Origin of the sequence: Collinsella sp. AF38-3AC (assembly GCF_003474365.1) — a bacterium.
Lineage (GTDB): Bacteria > Actinomycetota > Coriobacteriia > Coriobacteriales > Coriobacteriaceae > Collinsella.
Genome location: NZ_QROM01000020.1, coordinates 18,655 through 36,526 on the forward strand (window position 1 = coordinate 18,655; position 17,872 = coordinate 36,526).

At 59.1% G+C, this 17,872-nt stretch carries 15 protein-coding genes; 4 read left to right on the forward strand and 11 right to left on the reverse strand.

Annotation, left to right across the window (positions count from 1 at the left end; all coding sequences use genetic code 11):
- Nucleotides 1-247 precede the first annotated feature (247 nt).
- Entirely contained in the window at nucleotides 248-898 is a 651-nt protein-coding gene (locus tag DW029_RS09780; RefSeq protein ID WP_118345971.1) for an HAD family phosphatase, read from the reverse strand.
- A gap of 217 nt (nucleotides 899-1,115) precedes the next feature.
- Here DW029_RS09780 and DW029_RS09785 point away from each other — a divergent pair, with 217 nt between their 5' ends.
- On the forward strand, nucleotides 1,116-2,093 hold the full coding sequence (locus DW029_RS09785) for a DNA/RNA non-specific endonuclease (RefSeq protein ID WP_117734846.1): 978 nt from the start codon (nucleotides 1,116-1,118) through the stop codon (nucleotides 2,091-2,093).
- Between the two features lie 114 nt (nucleotides 2,094-2,207).
- On the opposite strand, the gene DW029_RS09790 is transcribed toward DW029_RS09785, so the two are convergent.
- The 4 genes from DW029_RS09790 to DW029_RS09805 form a co-directional block, all read right to left on the reverse strand.
- Nucleotides 2,208-4,283 (reverse strand): translation factor GTPase family protein, encoded by a 2,076-nt coding sequence (locus tag DW029_RS09790; protein ID WP_117734845.1) that lies wholly within the window; start codon nucleotides 4,281-4,283, stop codon nucleotides 2,208-2,210.
- 308 nt (nucleotides 4,284-4,591) lie between these two features.
- Nucleotides 4,592-5,356, reverse strand: a complete 765-nt coding sequence (locus DW029_RS09795; RefSeq protein ID WP_117734844.1) for an amino acid ABC transporter ATP-binding protein — start codon at nucleotides 5,354-5,356, stop codon at nucleotides 4,592-4,594.
- Nucleotides 5,349-6,002 (reverse strand): amino acid ABC transporter permease, encoded by a 654-nt coding sequence (locus DW029_RS09800; RefSeq protein WP_233505102.1) that lies wholly within the window; start codon nucleotides 6,000-6,002, stop codon nucleotides 5,349-5,351. Before DW029_RS09800 ends, DW029_RS09795 begins: the two co-directional genes overlap by 8 nt.
- Before the next feature lie 146 nt (nucleotides 6,003-6,148).
- On the reverse strand, nucleotides 6,149-7,009 hold the full coding sequence (locus DW029_RS09805; RefSeq protein WP_117743430.1) for a transporter substrate-binding domain-containing protein: 861 nt from the start codon (nucleotides 7,007-7,009) through the stop codon (nucleotides 6,149-6,151).
- Between the two features lie 337 nt (nucleotides 7,010-7,346).
- On the opposite strand from DW029_RS09805, the gene rlmD reads away from it, so the two are divergent.
- Entirely contained in the window at nucleotides 7,347-8,795 is a 1,449-nt protein-coding gene (rlmD, locus tag DW029_RS09810) for a 23S rRNA (uracil(1939)-C(5))-methyltransferase RlmD (protein ID WP_117734841.1), read from the forward strand.
- 100 nt (nucleotides 8,796-8,895) lie between these two features.
- On the opposite strand, the gene DW029_RS09815 is transcribed toward rlmD, so the two are convergent.
- The 5 genes from DW029_RS09815 to tilS all read right to left on the reverse strand — a co-directional run bounded on the left by DW029_RS09815 (nucleotide 8,896) and on the right by tilS (nucleotide 15,642).
- Complete coding sequence (locus DW029_RS09815) at nucleotides 8,896-9,717, reverse strand: phosphatase (RefSeq protein WP_118345972.1); 822 nt, start codon at nucleotides 9,715-9,717, stop codon at nucleotides 8,896-8,898.
- A 165-nt stretch (nucleotides 9,718-9,882) separates the two neighbouring features.
- Nucleotides 9,883-11,067, reverse strand: a complete 1,185-nt coding sequence (locus tag DW029_RS09820; protein ID WP_118345973.1) for a pyridoxal phosphate-dependent aminotransferase — start codon at nucleotides 11,065-11,067, stop codon at nucleotides 9,883-9,885.
- Nucleotides 11,068-11,255: 188 nt separating this feature from the next.
- Complete coding sequence (gene ftsH / locus DW029_RS09825; RefSeq protein ID WP_117734838.1) at nucleotides 11,256-13,403, reverse strand: ATP-dependent zinc metalloprotease FtsH; 2,148 nt, start codon at nucleotides 13,401-13,403, stop codon at nucleotides 11,256-11,258.
- 1 nt (nucleotide 13,404) lies between these two features.
- Nucleotides 13,405-13,953, reverse strand: a complete 549-nt coding sequence (gene hpt, locus DW029_RS09830) for a hypoxanthine phosphoribosyltransferase (protein WP_117734837.1) — start codon at nucleotides 13,951-13,953, stop codon at nucleotides 13,405-13,407.
- 147 nt (nucleotides 13,954-14,100) lie between these two features.
- Entirely contained in the window at nucleotides 14,101-15,642 is a 1,542-nt protein-coding gene (tilS, locus tag DW029_RS09835) for a tRNA lysidine(34) synthetase TilS (protein WP_199582639.1), read from the reverse strand.
- Nucleotides 15,643-15,690: 48 nt separating this feature from the next.
- Between tilS and DW029_RS09840 the strand changes: the two genes are divergently transcribed.
- A complete protein-coding gene (locus DW029_RS09840; RefSeq protein ID WP_118345974.1) occupies nucleotides 15,691-16,500 on the forward strand; it encodes an MBL fold metallo-hydrolase in 810 nt (269 codons plus the stop codon).
- Nucleotides 16,501-16,582: 82 nt separating this feature from the next.
- On the opposite strand, the gene DW029_RS09845 is transcribed toward DW029_RS09840, so the two are convergent.
- On the reverse strand, nucleotides 16,583-17,014 hold the full coding sequence (locus DW029_RS09845) for an Hsp20/alpha crystallin family protein (RefSeq protein ID WP_055251783.1): 432 nt from the start codon (nucleotides 17,012-17,014) through the stop codon (nucleotides 16,583-16,585).
- A gap of 276 nt (nucleotides 17,015-17,290) precedes the next feature.
- Between DW029_RS09845 and DW029_RS11185 the strand changes: the two genes are divergently transcribed.
- Nucleotides 17,291-17,758: a hypothetical protein gene (locus tag DW029_RS11185; protein WP_147351921.1), complete on the forward strand. Its 468-nt coding sequence runs from the start codon at nucleotides 17,291-17,293 to the stop codon at nucleotides 17,756-17,758.
- Nucleotides 17,759-17,872: the final 114 nt, after the last annotated feature.

Sequence of the window (17,872 nt, forward strand, 5' to 3'; positions counted from 1 at the left end):
TAGATAGCCTAAGGTCATCTCTCTAACCGAGCTTCCCGTTAGAGAGACATTTAGAGAGACGAGCGTAATCTCTCTAACCATGGGCGCCGCTCTTTAAAGCGCACACATCCCAACCGTGCCCTAAGTTGCGGCGGGCATTGCCCCGCCAACCCGCCAAAAGAGGACAGGTTTATTTTGGCAGGTTTTATCTGGGAAAACGCAAGCGGGGCCACGCCGAAGCCACCGTCATCAGCCTCGGCGCATACCTTTAGCGCACGGCCCTGACCGCCGCCGTCAGATCGAACAGCGTACTGAGCACGGCCTCGCAGTCATCTACCACGTCCTGCGGCAGCGGCACGATGTCGGGAACGGCAAAGACATGGCAGCCGGCCGCGATGCCAGAGACGCAGCCGTTGCGTGAGTCCTCGACCACGGCGCACTCCTCGGGAGCAAAGCCCGCGCGCTCGCAGGCGAGCAGGTAGATCTCGGGATCGGGCTTGCCGTTCAGGGTATCCTCGTTGCAGGTCACCGTTTCAAACTTGTCAAAGAGGCCGACCGTCTTTAGGTTGCGCTCGGCCGCAACGCGGCGCGACGACGTCGCGAGGCTCACGTGATAGCCCGCAGCCAGCAGCTCGTCCAGGCACTCGGCGGCACCGGCCCTAAGCTCCAGATCGGTCTTGACCATCTCGTCGAGAGCATCCCTGTAGCGGGCTTCGACCGTCTCGACGATTTCGCGGCTGCCGTAATGCTCCTCAAGGATGTCCCTGACATCGGGCATCGAGCGACCGATAAACTGATGGACCAGCGCATCATCAATCGCAATCCCCAGCTCGGCAGCGCCCACCTTCCATGCCCTCATGTCCAAACGCTCGGTATCGACCAGCGTTCCGTCCATGTCAAAAATGACAGCCTTGATCATATCGGTCCCTTCATCGGCTTGCACGGCCTTCGTTACCGTAACTCTACCGCGCTTTACAGCTTGTATATAATGTATATATCATATTTGGCTTTCGTTACATGAATCAATAACCTGCCAAAAAGGGACAGGTTTATTTTGGTAGGTTTTATCTGGGGAAACGACCTGCGGCGGCTCCTGCTAGACTGGTAGATTCGCAACCGACTAACCAGGAGCCCCCATGTCGCGCAAGTCCGCCTACAAGCAAGTACTTTCCATCGGCACCGCCGTGGTGCTGGGATTTGCGCTGTTCACGGGATCACTCGACGGGGCGCCCAAGCTGCTCTCGCCGCAAAGCGATGAGCAGGCGTCAGCTCTGGCCGAGAAGCAAAGCGAGAGCCCCAGCCGCACTGACGACGAGGAAGACTTGGTCGCCCGCCTCGAATCGGGAACGGCAAGCTCCACGGATTCCGAAGGCGGCCAAAGCACCGGCGATGGCTCCGAATCCACCACGACCGGCACCGTTGACGATGTCTCTTCGAACGCCACCCCCATCGACGAGGTCGAAAACCCCGATCTCGACCGCGCCCGCGGCGTATATCTCAGCAGCATCCCCGACTACGCCGGCAACCCCTACGTTACCCTTCGCGCCGACGGCACGCATCCGCTCGGCACACCGTCGTTCACGCTCGATGAATACGAACGGGCCACCGAAGAAGGATGCTTTAAGAGGTTCTCAAAGCTCGACAGCCTGGGCCGTACCCGCAAAGCACTCGCCTGCATAGGACCCGAATCGCTCGGTCAGGGCAAGCGCGGCGATATCTCGCGTATCCACCCCGCCGGATGGCACCAGCAGCGCTACGACTTTATTCCGAGCCAGAGCCTCTATAACCGTTGCCACCTTATCGCTTGGTCGCTCTGCGGCGAAAACGCCAACCGCAAAAATCTCCTGACCGGCACGCGCTATCTCAACGAGACGGGCATGTTGCCCTTCGAAGAGCAGATCCTCGGCTATATCCGCGACACGGGCAACCACGTGCTCTACCGCGTCACGCCCATGTACAACGAAGAGGAACTCGTCTGCCGCGGTGTCCGCCTCGAGGCGCAGTCGGTCGAGGACCACGGCAAGACACTGTGCTTCCACGTGTACTGCTACAACCTGCAGCCGCATGTGCAGATCGACTACGCCACCGGCCGCAACCAGGCCTCGGGGGATTAGCCCCGAGCCACGACAAGAACCGATTTGCAACCCCACCGGGGATCAAAAAGGGCCGCTCCGGATCACCCAGAGCGGCCCTTGCATCGGCACGTATGTTACAGGCAACGTCACACGCTACTTGGCGCGGCCCTCCTCATAGCGCTCGACCAGCTTGGCCTGAACGTCATAAGGCACCTGCTCATAGCCCGCGGGCTTCATGGTAAAGTCGCCCGTGCCGCGCGTGATAGAGCGCAGGCGCGTCGAGTAATCCGTCAGCTCGGCCAGCGGCGCCTGGGCGATGACCACGGTGTCTCCGCGCTCATCGGTCTCCATGCCCGTCACGCGACCACGCGAGGCCGAGATGTCGCCCATCACGGCGCCGGCGTAGCTCTCGGGGATCGTCACCGTGATTTCCTCGATGGGCTCCAGCACCACCGGGTCGGCATCGGCGCACGCCTTGCGCAGGCCGATGCGGGCCGCCGCGCGGAACGCCATCTCGTTGGAGTCGACGCTGTGATACGAGCCGTCGTACACAGCCACGCGAATGCCCGTGAGCGGGTAGCCGGCGATGATGCCGTCCTTCATAGTCTCCTGAACACCCTTATCCACGGCAGGGATCAGCGAGCGCGGAATGCGGCCGCCCACGACCTCGTCCACAAACTCATAACCGTCGCTCGTACCGTCGGCGGTAATCATCGGCTCCACACGCAGCCAGCAGTCACCATACTGACCGGCACCACCAGTCTGCTTCTTATGACGACCCTGGGCACTTGCCGTGCGGCGGATGGTCTCGCGATACGGGATACGGATCGGCACGCTCTTGGCAGCGACCTTGGTGCGGTCCTCCAGACGATTGAGCAGGACCGAAACCTGCGCCTCACCCACGGCGGAGATAATGGTCTGGCCGGTCTCCTCGTCGCGGTCGATGCTCATGGTCGGATCGGCCTTGCAAGCCTTCTCGATAAACGTGTAGAGCTTCTCTTCGTCGCCGCGGTTCTCGGCTTCGATGGCGATACGGTACTGCGAGTTGGGGAACTTAAACGCCGCAGCCTCGACCTTACCGGTAATCGAGAGTGTATCGCCCGTCTCGGCAGCCAGCTTGGGCGCCACGATGATATCGCCGGCATACGCGTGCCCGACCTCGGTCATGTCGCGGCCGCACATCACATACAGGTGAGCCAGACGCTCGCCCTTGCGCGTGCGCGCATTGACCAGCTCAAGGCCCGGCTCAAGCGTACCCGTCAGCACCTTGATAAAGCTGATGCGACCCTGCTGCGGATCGGCCAGGGTCTTAAACACAAACGCCACCGGGCGGTCATCGTCGCTCGAGATCTTGAGCGAATCGCCATCGATAAGCGGCATCTCGCCGTAGTCCGTCGGCGCCGGGAAGTACGTGGCAATATCGTCCATCAGCGAGTTGACGCCCTGCTCCTTAATGCAATCGCCCGCAAAGACCGGCACAAAGATGCGCTCGGCGATCGCCTTGGACAACAAGCCCTCAAGCTCTTCCTGCGTCAGCGTCTCCTCGCCTTCCAGGTATTTCATCATCAGCTCATCGTCGGCCTCGGCAACGAGTTCGCACAGGTGGTCGTGGGCCTGTTCGGCCTGGGTACGATACTCCTCGGGGATCTCCGACTCAACGGCTTCAGCGCCGTTGCAATGGCGCGCCTTCATGCGCACCAGGTCGATGATGCCGTCAAAGTCCTCGCCCTCGCCCCAGGGAAGGGTCACGGCGCCCAGACGCGTACCAAAGCGCTCCTGCAGCAGGTCCATCGTGGTCGCAAAGCTGGCCTCGGAACGCGACAGACGGTTTACGAACACCGCACGCGCCAGACGCAGGTCCTCGGCGGCATACCAGAGCTTAACCGTCGTAGGCTGCGGGCCGGCCTCGGCGTCGACAACAAACAGAGCCGTCTCGCAGACGCTCATCGCGGCATAGGCGTCGCCGATAAAATCGGGATAGCACGGGGCATCGAGCACGTTGATGCGCGCACCCTTCCAGTCGATCGGCGCAATGGTCGTCGAGATGGAAAATGCACGCTTGACCTCTTCGGGGTCATAGTCGAGCGTGGGCTTGGTGCCGTCGTGGCCGCCCAGGCGGGCGGTCTTGCCGGAAAGGTGGAGCATGGCCTCGGCGAGTGAAGTCTTGCCCACCCCACCTTGGCCTACGAGCACCACGTTCCTTACGTTACCGGTCTTGGGAGCACCCATGATGACCTCCTTGCAGGGCCGCGCGCAATGCGCGACGCCAACGGGGAGAGTTCGCGGTCGGTGCCGTCCCGGGAGCAGCATGGTCGGCAGCCGAGCCGACTCACCCTCCAAATGTCCTATGCCACCACCCTACCCTTGCATCCGCCTGTCCATGCACACCTTTCGGCGCACGTATGAATACAGACGGCGAGAGGCCAGAGCAAACGTGCGAGGCGATTATTAAACCCCATCGATACAAATAAAAGCCGCCGCAGGCCGTAAGACCTGGCGGCTTCGCCTCAATTAAAAAGTTGAGTAAATAGCTGAGCCTACCCCTCGATACGGCTCAAGAACTCGCGGGTACGCTGCTCGCGTGGATGGTCGATGACCTGCTCGGCAGGACCTTCCTCGACAATACGACCGCCGTCCATAAAGACCACGCGGTCGGCAACATCGCGCGCAAACTGCATCGCGTGGGTCACGATCACCATCGTCATGTTCTGCGCCGCAAGGTCTTTAATGACACGCAGCACCTCGGCCGTCAGCTCTGGATCGAGCGCCGAGGTCGGCTCATCAAAGAACAAGATTTCCGGGTCAAGCGCCAGGGCGCGGGCAATACTCACGCGCTGCTGCTGGCCGCCCGAAAGCTCGCACGGCACCTTGTTCTCGTTGCCCACAAGCCCCATCTGAGCAATCAGCTCGTGCGCACGAGCTTCCGCCTGCTCGCGCGGGCGCTTAAGCACGCGGATCGGCGCGTCGGTGATGTTTTTCATCACCGTATAGTGCGGAAACAGATTGTAGTTCTGGAACACCAGGCCGAATCGCGAGCGCGCCTGCTTGGGCACATCGCCCTTCGCATACACCGCGCCCGAACCCGCATCCGTCGCGACGGCAAGGCCGCCAAACGAGAGCGAGCCTCCGTCGAGCGTCTCGAGCAGTGTGGCGCAACGCAGCAGCGTGGACTTGCCGCCACCCGAAGGCCCGATAATCGCCACGACCTCGCCACGCTTCACCTCAAGCGAGATATCCTTGAGAACCTCATTGCCGCCAAACGCCTTGCGCGCGCTTTCGATCTTCATCACTGAGTTAGTCATGGTAATAGTCCAGCTTCTTTTCGGCGGCGCCCAGCAGCATCTCGACCACAAAGTTAAAGACCCAGTAGATCAGCGCCGCGATTGCAAACGGCACCATGTTCACTTGCGAGGCAACCAGCGCCTTGGCCGTCGAGAACATCTCGCCCACGCCAATGGCAAATGCCAGCGACGTATCCTTGACCAGCGTGATAATCTCGTTGCCCATCGCCGGCAAAATGCGCTTAGCGACCTGCGGCATCACAATGTACAAAAACGTCTGCAGGCGCGAATAGCCCAGCACCTCGGCAGCCTCGTATTGACCACGCGGAATAGACTGCAGGCCCGATCGATAGATCTCGGCAAAGTAGCCGGCGTAGTTGATGATGAACGCCACAACGCACGCCGTCCATTTGGAATCGGGTGTGAGCGAGATGCCAAACACGTAGTACGGGGCAAAGTAGATGGCAAACATCTGCAGCATGAGCGGCGTGCCACGCATGACCGAAATGTAGATGCGCGCAATCCAGCGAAGCGGCGCGATTTTGCTCATGCGCATAAACGCCACGGGGATTCCCAGTGGAATCGACCCGAGCAGCGTCAGCACAAACAGCTGCAAGCTGACCAAGAATCCCTGGCCAAGCATCTGCATCATGACTTGGATAGACAACCTACCCTCTCTTTCGCAACAGCAGAACAGCGGATCTTATTCTCAAATAGGCGCAGTGCCCAAGACTGCGAGCGACAAGCCCGACGAAGCGTACTTTGGTACGCGAGGAGGGTTTGAGCGGCAAGATCGGGTTCCTGGGAAAGCCGTTATTTGAGCACCCAATTATCGAAGGAAAGACCGTAATCTGCATACTTGTCGCAGAGGTCCTTAACCGTGCCGTCCTCGTAGAGCGCCTTGAGCGACTCGGTTACAGCATCGGCCGACTTGGTGTCGCCCTTCTTAAAGCCAACGGCGTAGTGCTCGCTGGACAGCGGCTTGTCGAGCTGCGTATAGGCATCGGGCTTGGCGGCGAGCTGATACTGGGCAATCGAAAGGTCGCAAGCCACGGCATCGACCGCGCCGCTCTCGAGCTGCATAAACGCCGTGTTGTACTCACCGATGGTATCGAGCGTGGCAAACGTCGCGGCCAGATCCTTCTGGTCGCCCTCGAGCACATCCTGCGCAGCGGAATCGGTCTGGGTGATCACGGTCTTGCCGGCAAGATCGTCCCAGCTCTTGATGCCCGCATCCTTCTTGACCACCAGCACCTGCTCGTTGAGCATGTACGGCTCGGAGAACGTGTAGTCGTCCTCGCGGCCCTCCATGGTAAAGCCGTTCCAGATGCAGTTGATGGCGCCCGAGTTGAGCAGCGTGTCCTTGGCATCCCAGTCGATGGCCTCGTATTTGACCTCCCAGCCCTGCTTATCGGCAACAGCCTTGGCCAGATCGAGATCAAAGCCGGTGTACTCGCCGTCGTCGCCCACAAAGCCGTACGGAGGATAGGACTTATCAAAGCCCACCACGAGCTTCTTGGACTCCGCGGCACCCTTCGTATCCTTGGCCGCGGCAGAGCCGGCAACAGAGCCCTTACCGGCACCGCCGCCACAACCGACAAGACCAAGGCCGAGCACCGTGGCGAGCGAGCCGGCTAGACCAACAAACTGACGACGAGACATATCGGTATTCATGGTATTCCCCCTTGGTGGCACTTTAGTTAAGTAAAGTGAGTCATGTAACGTTCAGAATCATACACTTTACCTTGATAGAGTACAAGGGAGGATTTGCCCGCCGGGTGCCGGGGCAGGGGTTAAGTTTGCTGCTCTACAGTCCTGCTCACGACGGAGGCCACATTAAGTGGCCTCCTGTTCGTGCGGAACTCGCGACAAATTAAACTCCGCGCCGGGCGCCACTCAGCCGGGAGACAACGTGCTCGGAACCTTAAATAGCCTCCTCTCCAAACGGGCACGTTGAATGCACGGTACAATTGCTTCGGACTTTTCTTTTATTAAATAGTGGGGTTAATTCATGGCAGAATCTCGTGCGGAGCGTAAGGCTCGTCGTGCTTTGATCGAGGCGGCTGAGGGGTCGGGGGAGAAAAAATCTTCTAAGAAATCCAAGGCGTCTCAGGATGCGAAGGGTAAGTCGGCCAAGGGCAAGGCTAAGGCCAAGCGTTCTGGCTCTCGTCGGGGCGGGGATAAGGCATCTCAGACTCGCCCCAAGCACTCGCATAAAGATCCGGCTTCGGCTGCGCGCAAGACTGTGGACCCCAAGTCTCCCTGTTCGATCATGAAAGCTTGCGGTGGGTGCACGGCGCTCAATCGTCCTTATAAGAAGCAGTTGGCGGCCAAGCAGGCTGCTATGGAGGAACTGTTTGCTGAGCTCTGTGAGCGCGAGGGCATAACCGTCGATCCCATTCGCGGTATGGGCGTCACCCTAGGCGACCCGGGCAAATATCCTGCGCCGCGCGGTTTTCGTCATAAGGCTGCCACTCCGTTTGCTCCCGGTAAGGAGGGCGCTGTCCGCTGCGGTTTCTTTGAGCGCGGCACGCACAAGATCGTTGCCGTACCCGAGTGTCCTGTCGAGGCGCCGGGTGCTCGTCAGATTCTCAACGGTATCGCTCGCGAGGCCGAACGTCTGCACATTCCCGCCTTTAACGAAGACAAGCATCTGGGGCTGCTTCGCTATGCCGTCGTTCGCTGCGGCTGGCGCACCGACCAGATTATGGTCACCCTCGTGACCGCTCAGCGCGACTTGCCGTATGCGCAGGAGTTCTTTGAGGCCGTCGCCGCACTCGATCCGCATATCGTCACCGTTGCCCAAAACATCAACGGACGCCCCGGCAACGCCATTCTAGGCGAGGAGACCCGCATCGTGCATGGCGCCGAATGCATGCGCGACCAGCTGCTCGGCTGCGACTTCGACATCTCCCCCACCGCGTTCTATCAGACCAACCCGCAACAGACCGAGCTGCTCTACCAGCTCGCCATCGACGGCATGGACCTGCGCCAGGGCGACGTGCTTATGGATGCCTACTGCGGCAGCGGCACCATCGGCCTTTGCGCCGCAAAGGGTGCCCAGGACAAGGGCATTGGCATCATGCTGCTCGGTGTGGAGCGAAACCCCGCGGGCATTGCCGACGCGCGCCGCAATGCCGAGCTCAACGGTCTCACCCGCAGCGCTTGGTTTATGGCCGACGACGCCACCGACTACATCCTCGATGCCGCCGACAACAACGAACGCGTCGACGTCCTTTCCATCGACCCGCCGCGCGCCGGCTCCACCCCCGAGTTCCTCGAAGCCGCCTGCGCACTCAAGCCGCGCCGCATCACCTATATCAGCTGCAACCCCGTGACCCAAGAGCGTGACCTGCACCAGCTCCTCGACGGAGGCTATCGCCTGCTCAAGATCACGCCGGTCGACATGTTCCCCCATACCGACCACACCGAAACCGTAGCGATCCTCGGGCGCCGCTAGCCCACCCCAGTAGATTTTTGGGACATGCCTTAAAATCTACCGGCACAAGAAAGGGGGCGGCCCGTCTGGACCGCCCCCTTTCGTTGGCTATATGAGCCCGTTACATGCTCTTGCGCAGGTCGCACACGCCGGCTGCCGCCATCTCGCGCAGCAGCGTCTCGCGATCGCGCGTCACAATCAGGTCCAGCGGGAAATGAATCTCGTCGAGCATCTTGCGCGCCTGCTCGAGCTTGCCAATCGCCATACCAATGTGCGCGTCGGTCGAGACGCCAATCCCCACGCCCAGCTCGGCGCAGCGCTCGGCAATCTTGCGGCACACACCCCAATGCTCGGCATCGGTACCATGTTCAAGACTATGGTTGTTAATCTCGATAATCTTGTGTTTGGCCTTGGCCGCCAACAGCACCTCATCGATATCAAACGGAACGCCCGAGCGACCCGTGTGACCCAGCATGAACACCTTGGGGTGCTCCAGGGCATTGATATACATCTCGGTCGTCTGGGCCAGCGTCGCGCCTTCAGCAATCTGTGAATTATGCACGCTTGCCACCAAATAATCCAAATTGCGCGTAACCAAATCGAACAGCGAATGCTGGCGGCTGAACGGATCGCCGGCAATATCGAGCGTGACAGGAGTGTCCTCGCCAAACAGGCTTCCGTCCAGCGAAACGATATCGGCCTCGGCACCGCGCAACACCAGCACGCCACTCCAAATGCGAGGCCAGACATCCTGGTTGATAAAGAACTGGTAGCTACGCAGGTCATTGGGGCAAGGCGAAACCATAGAGCTCAGATGGTCGGCAGATCCGAGCACCTGCAGGCCACGCTCTGCCGCCCAGTACACATTCTCCTCAATGGTCGAATATGCATGCGCAGAGAACATCGTATGAGTATGGATATCACAAGAAAGCAGGTAGGGCATCGGATCTCCTTATCCGGCATGGCCGTCGCGTATATTCATTGTACGCATAGCCTTCGATAGTCGTAAAACTGCTTCATCCCAATCACACAACGGCATAGACAACGGGGTCTGGCTTAAAACCAAACCCCGTTTCACGTAAAACATTGTAAGCAGAGCGCTTTACTTTCAAAGATATTCGTCGGCCAGTTGCTTCCAGGCAGGCAACGAATTGACGATGGTCTCGTAGCTCACGCAGTAGCCCAAGCGGAACCAGCCCGGCATGCCAAAGCTGTCCGAGGGAACCGCGAGCAGTTCGTACTTCTTCGCGCGCTCGCAGAAAGCGTTCGCATCGGGCTCCAGCGCCTTCACCCATAGGTAGAACGCGCCATTCGGCTCAACATAGGTGTAGCCGTACTCCGCCAGTGCATCGGTAAGCGCGGTGCGGTTGCGCGCATAGGCCTCGACATCGCTCGGTTCATCAATGCAGTCGATAATCACGCGCTGGAAGAGCGCCGGAGCGCACACGAAACCCAGCGTACGGGCGGCACCGGCAACGGCAGGCATTAGACGAGCTGCCTGAGGATTCGTATTGGGAACCAGGATCCACCCCACGCGCTCGCCCGGCAGCGACAGCGACTTGGAATACGAGTAACACACGATGGTGTGCTCGTAAATCGAAGGCACCCAAGGAACCTCGGCGCCATAGACGATCTCGCGATACGGTTCGTCCGAGATCAGCATGATCGGATTCTCGGGATCGCGCTTGGCGTTGACCTCGCACATAACTTTAGCCAGGCGCGTCAAGGTATCGCGCGTATACACAGCGCCGGTCGGGTTGTTGGGTGAGTCGATAATGACGGCAGCCGTCTTATCGGTAATCGCCTTGAGCACGTTATCCACGCTCAGCTGGAACGTATCTTCATCGGCGAGCGCCTCGACACACGTACAGCCGGCCTTCTCAATCCACACGCGATACTCCGGAAAGTACGGAGCGATAACGATGACCTCGTCGCCCGGATTGGTAATCGCGTTGAGCGTACAGGTGAGCGAAGCCGCCGCACCCACCGTCATAAAGACATCCTTGCCCTCATAGCTCGTGCCAAAGCGGCGGTTGAGCGATTCGGCCACGGCGGTACGGCACTGCGGCAGACCCGGTGCAGGCGTGTATCCATGCAGCTGGTCGCTCGGCAGCTCCAAGGCCTTCTTAATGGACTCAGCCACGGCGGCAGGTGCCGGAACGCTCGGGTTACCCAGTGAGAAATCAAACACGTTTTCCGCGCCGATCTGTGCCTTGCGCTCAAGGCCGTAGCTAAAGATCTCGCGGATGATGGAGCTCTCCGCACCGCGCGCATACATAGTATCGTTGATCATCTGTTCCCCTTTCGCATAGGCGCTATTGTACGCTTTAGCCGAGCAAAGTGCCGCAGCAATGTTAATTGGGGACAGACTTAAATGCGTGAAAACGCTCATTTAAGTCTGTCCCCAATCAACAGATGGCCCATATCGCTCAAAAGAAAAAGCCTCCGCAGGTTTCCCCGCGGAGGCTTTTGTGACAAAGATTACTCGTCGACGTCAGTATTGCCGTCGGCCTTCTTTGCGTCAGCAGTCTCGACATCGTCAGCATCCTCAGATGCGACGTCGGCATCCTCCTGCATGGCCGCCTGCGCAAATGCCGCGGCATCGGCCGCCAGCTCCTCCTCGCTCATACGAGGCGCACGCTTCTTGGTCGGCATGCCGGCCGCCTTGGCATTGCGCTCCTCCTTGGCTGCCAGGATATCGCCCTCGCGCTCAAGGTAGGCATCCCACTCGTTGTCGAGCAGGGCGTTCACGGCGTCGCCTTCGACGGTTTCGCGCTCAAGCAGCACCTTCGCCATCAGGTCAAGCTGATCGCGACGAGCATCCAAAATCTCGACCGCACGACGATGGGCCTCACGCATAATGCGCTGGACCTCAATGTCGATGCGACGCGCCGTCTCCTCGGAGTAATCCTGGTGATCGGCGTAATCGCGGCCCAGGAACACCTGATGCTGCGCCTCGCCAAACACCTGTGTGCCCAGCTCCTCGCTCATGCCCAGACGCGTGACCATCTCGCGCGCCATCTTGGTCGCGCGCTCCAGATCGTTGCTCGCGCCCGACGTGATGTCGTCGCACATGAGCTCCTCGGCAACGCGACCGCCCAAGAACACGGCAAGCTCGTCGAGCATCTCGTTCTTGGTCTTGAGGAAGTGGTCCTCCTGCGGAAGCTGCAGCGTGTAGCCCAGGGCCTGGCCGCGACTGACAATCGAGATTTTGTGGACCGGATCGGAGTGCTCCAGGATGTGACCAACCAGGGCGTGACCGCTCTCGTGGTAGGCGATCGTGGTGCGCTCGGCCTCGGTCATCACGCGACCCTTGCGCTGCGGACCGGCAATCACGCGCTCCATCGATTCCTCGACCTCGTCCATCGAGATCACGGAACGATGGCGGCGGGCAGCCAGCAGCGCAGACTCGTTGAGCAGATTTGCCAGATCGGCACCGGTAAAGCCAACGGTCATCTGGGCGAGTTTCTCAAACTTCACGTCCTCGTCCATCGGCTTGTTCTCGGCATGCACGCGCAAGATCTGCTCGCGGCCCTTCACATCCGGACGGTCGACCGTGACCTGACGGTCAAAACGACCGGGACGCAGCAGCGCCGGATCCAGAATGTCGGGGCGGTTGGTGGCGGCGATCAGGATGACCGACTCGCTCTCCTCAAAACCGTCCATCTCGACCAGCAGCTGGTTGAGCGTCTGCTCGCGCTCGTCGTGACCGCCGCCCAAGCCGGCTCCGCGCTGACGTCCCACGGCATCGATCTCATCGATGAAGATGATCGACGGGGCCTGGGACTTGGCCTCCTTAAAGAGGTCGCGCACGCGGCTGGCGCCGACGCCCACGAACATCTCGACAAAGTCGGAACCCGAGATGCTAAAGAACGGCACGCCCGCCTCGCCGGCAACGGCCTTGGCCAGCAGGGTCTTACCAGTACCCGGAGGGCCAACCAGCAACACGCCGCGCGGAATCTTGGCGCCCAGCTTTCGATAGCGATCCGGATCGCTCAAAAAGTCGCGAATCTCCTCGAGCTCCTCGACCGCCTCGTCCACACCGGCAACATCCTCAAACTTGACCTTGGGGCGCGTTGCCTCGTTGGTCTTGGCGTTGGTCTTGCCAAACTGCATGTTCCTGTTGTTGGCGCCCATCATCTGGCGCATAAAGTAGAACATGATGGCGATCAGGGCGATCGTCGGCAGCGCGCTCATCGCCAGGTCGCCCCAAAAATCGGGGTCATTGGTGTTGACGATGTACTTGGTATCGGGGTGCTCCGCCATAAGCTCGGCAAGAGAATCGGAGCCGACATAGGTCGAGGAGAAACTCTTGAGCTCGCTCGTGTCGCCCTTGTCCTTTTTTGTCTTCCAGTAATGACCCGCCACGCTTCCGTCTTGAACCGTATAGGTCAAATCTTCGACGCGATCCTGCTTAATGGCGTTGACCATCTCGCTCGTCGCGAGCTTTACGGTATTGCTGGAATTGGCAAAGCCGGAGCCCATGTTAAAGAAGGCGTAGCCCAGAAGCGCGCAAGCCAAAATAAAATACAGCCAGCCCGTACGCGTGGGCTTCTTGCCTCCGGGCATCCCCGGGATCTTAGGCTCCCGGGGAGTCTGGGAATTGTTATCGTTACGGTCGTCGGGCATCTTACGAATAAACCTCCGGTTTCAAAATGCCCAGATACGGAAGGTTACGATAGCGCTCGGCATAGTCGAGGCCGTAGCCCACCACAAAGGCATCGGGGCAATGGGTTCCAACATACTTGGGCGTGACGGCCGAGGCACGGTCCTCAACGTCCTTCCACAGGAAGGCGGCGACCTCCAGAGAAGCGGGCTTGCGGCTCTCGAGGTTCTTCATCAGATACTTGAGCGTCAGGCCCGAGTCCAGAATGTCCTCGACGATCAGCACGTCGCGGCCACGGATGTCGATATCCAGGTCCTTGATGATACGCACGATGCCGGAGGACTTCACGCCGTCGCCGTAGCTCGAAACAGCCATGAAATCGATGTTGGTCGGCAGCTCGATCTTGCGCATCAGGTCGCCCATAAAGACCACGGCGCCGCGTAGGACCGCGATCAGCACCAGATCCTTACCCACGTAGTCGCGAGTAATCTGCTCGCCTAGGCGAGAAACGATACCGTCGATATCCTCCTGCGTAAACAGAACCTTCTCGATATCCGGATGTTGAGAAGCCATGACAACCCTTTCTTGTGCTTATCGCCCACACACCGCCGTATGGACGCGAACTACACATTCTAGCAGCGCACGGGGTATATTTACCAGCCCGTGCGCCATCAGCGCGGGAATACCGTCAACGTCGCACAGAATAGTAGGCGCAAGGCGCTATTCCGCATCGACTACGCGGAGCAGATATGCCACGCGCGTTGCGGCCGTGCATTTAAAACGCTCGTCGGCCCGAACGCCCGCAACCCACACCACGGCTCCCCCCGGAGCCGTTCTTACCACGGGCACGCCAGAGCGTTCGGAAACGGGAATGCGCACCTCGTTGAGCAGGTCGGACACTTTCTTGCTTCGACCACTCATTCCCAGCGGGCACATCACATCCCCCGGCACAGGGTTATCCACCCACAAGCGCGCCGATCGAGCCTCAGCGGGAATCTCTCCGCACGAGCCAGCGAGCATCCGATCGCTATCGCGGTCGGCAAAGCCCAAGGCCGCCGCATCCACGATAGCGGCCACCTCTCCGGCAGCCACAAGCTCGCGGGCTCGATGCACGACATCGTATCCCGGCTCAACGGCCATCGGCTCGGCCACCAGCATACGCCCCGCCCCCAAAGACAGGCGCCCGGGAACGGAGATCCAGTCGGCAACTAAGCCCTCGCGCGCCACCGGGGCCTTGAGTGCCAGCATTCCAAACTCCACGCGCGCATCAATTCCCGCCGGGAGTGTGACCGAGCCCGCACCCTCGGCAACACAGGCGAGCACGCGCTCCACATGCCGCATCTCCGGCCGAGCATCGGGGTCGATGCGCTTAATTGCCAGTCGTACGATGCGCCGGGCAATCACCACCTCGGCCGCGGCAAGGCGGCGCGCGTCGAGGACCAGCGCACCCGCCACTTCCTTGCGCAGGCAGCTTCGAAACGCCTGAGCCGAAAGCTGAGACAAAAACGCATCCTCGTCGCCCAGGATCTCGCAAGCGGCACCAATCGTCTTGCAGACGTTCGCGTTGCGCTGTGCCACCACCGGCATCACCCGGTGGCGCACATAGTTGCGCAGGTACGAAACGTCCTCGTTGCTCTCATCCTCCCGCCACAGCTGGCCATGCACCTGCAGATAGTTCACGAGCTCATCATGCGTGAGGTCGAGCAAGGGGCGTACCACGATGTTCCGACGGCGTGGAATGCTCGATAGACCAGCGGGCCCCGACCCCTTAATCGCATTCATCAAAAACGTTTCCGCGCGGTCCGATGAGGTGTGCGCCGTACAGATGCGGGCCGCCGTCCGCGGTGCGCCCGTCTGGGCGCAGAGCTCACGAACGTATCTCCGTGCCGCGGCATAGCGTACCTCGCGGGCAGCCGCCTCGATATTGCCCGATTCATCATCAAAATAGGCATGCTCAACACACAGCGGCAAGCCATATTGCGCGCAGAGCTCGCGCACAAAGGCCTCGTCGCCATCGGACGCCTCACCACGCAGGTGATGATTTACATGCAGTACGTGCAGACGCTCGCGCGCAATGGAAGCGACGCCGCGCCCGTCCATGATATCCAACTTTGATGTGCATGCCATAAGAAGCAAGGCCGTCGAGTCCGCACCACCTGATACCATGAGCACCACAGGAGCAGCCGTCTGCCGCGTCGCCAGGGCGTAATCATCCGCCCTCGACGCAGCATGATGTCCATAGTGCTGAGATACCGTTGGCATTCGCTTCCTCCTCTATTCGTCCGCACCCATTGTATCCTTTGGAATCTTATGTCTCGCCTGCACCTTCATATCCTCGGCAGCGGCTCAAAAGGCAACTGCGCGCTCATCGAGGGGCCGCAAGGTCTCATCATGATCGATGATGGCCTGTCCCGCCGCGAGACACTTAAACGCATGGCGGAGCTCGGCCTCTCGGCAGACGACGTTGCCGCGCTTGTAATTACCCATGAGCACACCGACCACATCAAAGGGCTCGATGTATGGTGCAAGCACTGGCATGGTCCCCTCTTTGCCAGCAGGGGCACGCTTTCGTGCAAAGAAACCCTCGCACATCTACCCGTAGAGGAATTTGACCCCGGCGACACGCTTTCCATTGCCGGCATCCGCGTGCGAACCTACCCAACATCGCATGATGTCATCAATCCTGTCGGTTATCGATTCGACACTTTCGATGACTCCATTGGCTTTGCCACCGACACCGGAGAGCTAACCAAACAAGCTATAGACACCCTCGAAGACTGCCGAGTTCTTGCACTCGAGAGCAACCACGATGTGGCCATGCTGCGCCAAGGGGATTACCCCCGCTTCCTCCAAGATCGAATTTTATCTGCAAAAGGCCATCTCTCTAACGACCAAGCCGCCGACGCAGCGCGTGGGCTCGTCACCGATCGCACCGAACAGCTCATTGCGATGCATATCAGCCAAGATAACAATCGCCCGAGCCTTACCGTCAAAAGCTATGCCAAAGCTCTAGCCGCAACCCTGGATGACGAGGTCGGCAGTTCCGCCACCCTTCTCCAAGGATCGCGAAAACTCTCGATACGCCCCGCAAGCCAGCATCGACCAGCAACCATTCAATAGTCTGTCCTAGACAGCAAAAGGGGCCGGGAATCGCTTCCCAGCCCCTTTTGTTGTCTTTTAATAGCGCGGAGCACCAACGAAGTTAGTCGATGGAGATCTTCGTAACGTTCTTCTTCTCGACGATCTTGGGAACCGTTACGGTCAGGATGCCGTCAGCATACTTAGCCGAGAGGCCCTCGCTCGAAGCGTCCTTGAGATACACGCCACGCGTCGCGCTGTACGAGCTGAACTCCTTCTGCAGGAAGTTCTTGCCCTCGTTCTCCTCGTCCTCCACAACGTTCACGCTAATGGACAGACGGCCTTCATTAAGCTCAACATCGATGTCATCCTTAGCCACGCCGGTCAGATACGCCTTGACCTCATAACCATCGCCCTTGTCCTCGACATCAACGGGGAACGCCTTGGAAGCAATCGAGTTGTTTGCAAGGTCGGTCATATCATCAAACAGATCGAACAGCGAGCTAGCAGAAGGACGAACGCCAAAAACCGAACGATAAGGGACCATGCTTGCCATGTTTACCACTCCTTTTAGGACTGCCGAGCCATCTTCTAGGTGACTGGGACTTCTTTTGACGCTCTTATATATGCCCACACAGTGCTTAGATATACATCGACTATAAAGTTTTTTGAGTCCAGTACTATAAGCATATCTAAGTGTGTATGACTCAAGTTTTAGTAAGGTTAAGGTTCTTTGAACCAGAGCTTAAATAACGAGTATGTTCGCAGCTACAAATAACAAGGGGCTTACAATGAGCGCGTACACGTTGTTGGTAACGAGCTAAAGGGCATCATGGACGACCGAAACCAGAACAAAATGTTTATGCCGACGCAGGGGGAAGATACTTCCACGCAGCCGCCACGGTTCCATCGCCCCCACATCTCGCAAGAGCCCATTTATGATACGGAGCCCGAGTATGTGACGAGAAATCGATATCAAACACTCGAGGATGCCCAAAGGGGACGTAAACATATGGGCGTCGCCTCGGGAGACCCTGTATATCTGAAAGACGCACCATTATCTAAAAACAGCGCAGTTAGTGATGAGCCACTGAAAGCATCCGCCGCTCATCAACAAAGAGGTCCTCGACCAAAGCAAACCTTGACGCATTCGGCTCGCTATCTCGAAACGCCAAAACAGGGAAAATCGATCTTCGTTTCGTCAAGTAAACGACGCAAGCAGCATCGACTGACAATCCTGCTTTTGATCATTGTGGCCATAGCAGTTGCCCTTGTTATTCGATTTATTATCTTTAAATAAATGCTCAATACCAAAAACAATAAGATTGTCTAGTGTAATTAAGTCATTTACGCTCCGTAAGCGCAAAAAAGGGGGAGGCCGCGAGGCCTCCCCCTTCTCAGTTCAAGCGTACGG

Excerpts from the sequence above, each read along its gene's own strand:
- ftsH (WP_117734838.1), bottom strand. The coding sequence starts at position 13,403 with ATGCCCGACGACCGTAACGATAACAATTCCCAGACTCCCCGGGAGCCT.
- DW029_RS09785 (WP_117734846.1), top strand. The coding sequence starts at position 1,116 with ATGTCGCGCAAGTCCGCCTACAAGCAAGTACTTTCCATCGGCACCGCC.
- DW029_RS09805 (WP_117743430.1), bottom strand. The coding sequence starts at position 7,009 with ATGAATACCGATATGTCTCGTCGTCAGTTTGTTGGTCTAGCCGGCTCG.
- DW029_RS09795 (WP_117734844.1), bottom strand. The coding sequence starts at position 5,356 with ATGACTAACTCAGTGATGAAGATCGAAAGCGCGCGCAAGGCGTTTGGC.
- DW029_RS09790 (WP_117734845.1), bottom strand. The coding sequence starts at position 4,283 with ATGGGTGCTCCCAAGACCGGTAACGTAAGGAACGTGGTGCTCGTAGGC.
- DW029_RS09840 (WP_118345974.1), top strand. The coding sequence starts at position 15,691 with ATGTCTCGCCTGCACCTTCATATCCTCGGCAGCGGCTCAAAAGGCAAC.
- DW029_RS09820 (WP_118345973.1), bottom strand. The coding sequence starts at position 11,067 with ATGATCAACGATACTATGTATGCGCGCGGTGCGGAGAGCTCCATCATC.
- DW029_RS09780 (WP_118345971.1), bottom strand. The coding sequence starts at position 898 with ATGATCAAGGCTGTCATTTTTGACATGGACGGAACGCTGGTCGATACC.
- DW029_RS09815 (WP_118345972.1), bottom strand. The coding sequence starts at position 9,717 with ATGCCCTACCTGCTTTCTTGTGATATCCATACTCATACGATGTTCTCT.
- DW029_RS11185 (WP_147351921.1), top strand. The coding sequence starts at position 17,291 with ATGGACGACCGAAACCAGAACAAAATGTTTATGCCGACGCAGGGGGAA.
- tilS (WP_199582639.1), bottom strand. The coding sequence starts at position 15,642 with ATGCCAACGGTATCTCAGCACTATGGACATCATGCTGCGTCGAGGGCG.
- hpt (WP_117734837.1), bottom strand. The coding sequence starts at position 13,953 with ATGGCTTCTCAACATCCGGATATCGAGAAGGTTCTGTTTACGCAGGAG.
- rlmD (WP_117734841.1), top strand. The coding sequence starts at position 7,347 with ATGGCAGAATCTCGTGCGGAGCGTAAGGCTCGTCGTGCTTTGATCGAG.
- DW029_RS09845 (WP_055251783.1), bottom strand. The coding sequence starts at position 17,014 with ATGGCAAGCATGGTCCCTTATCGTTCGGTTTTTGGCGTTCGTCCTTCT.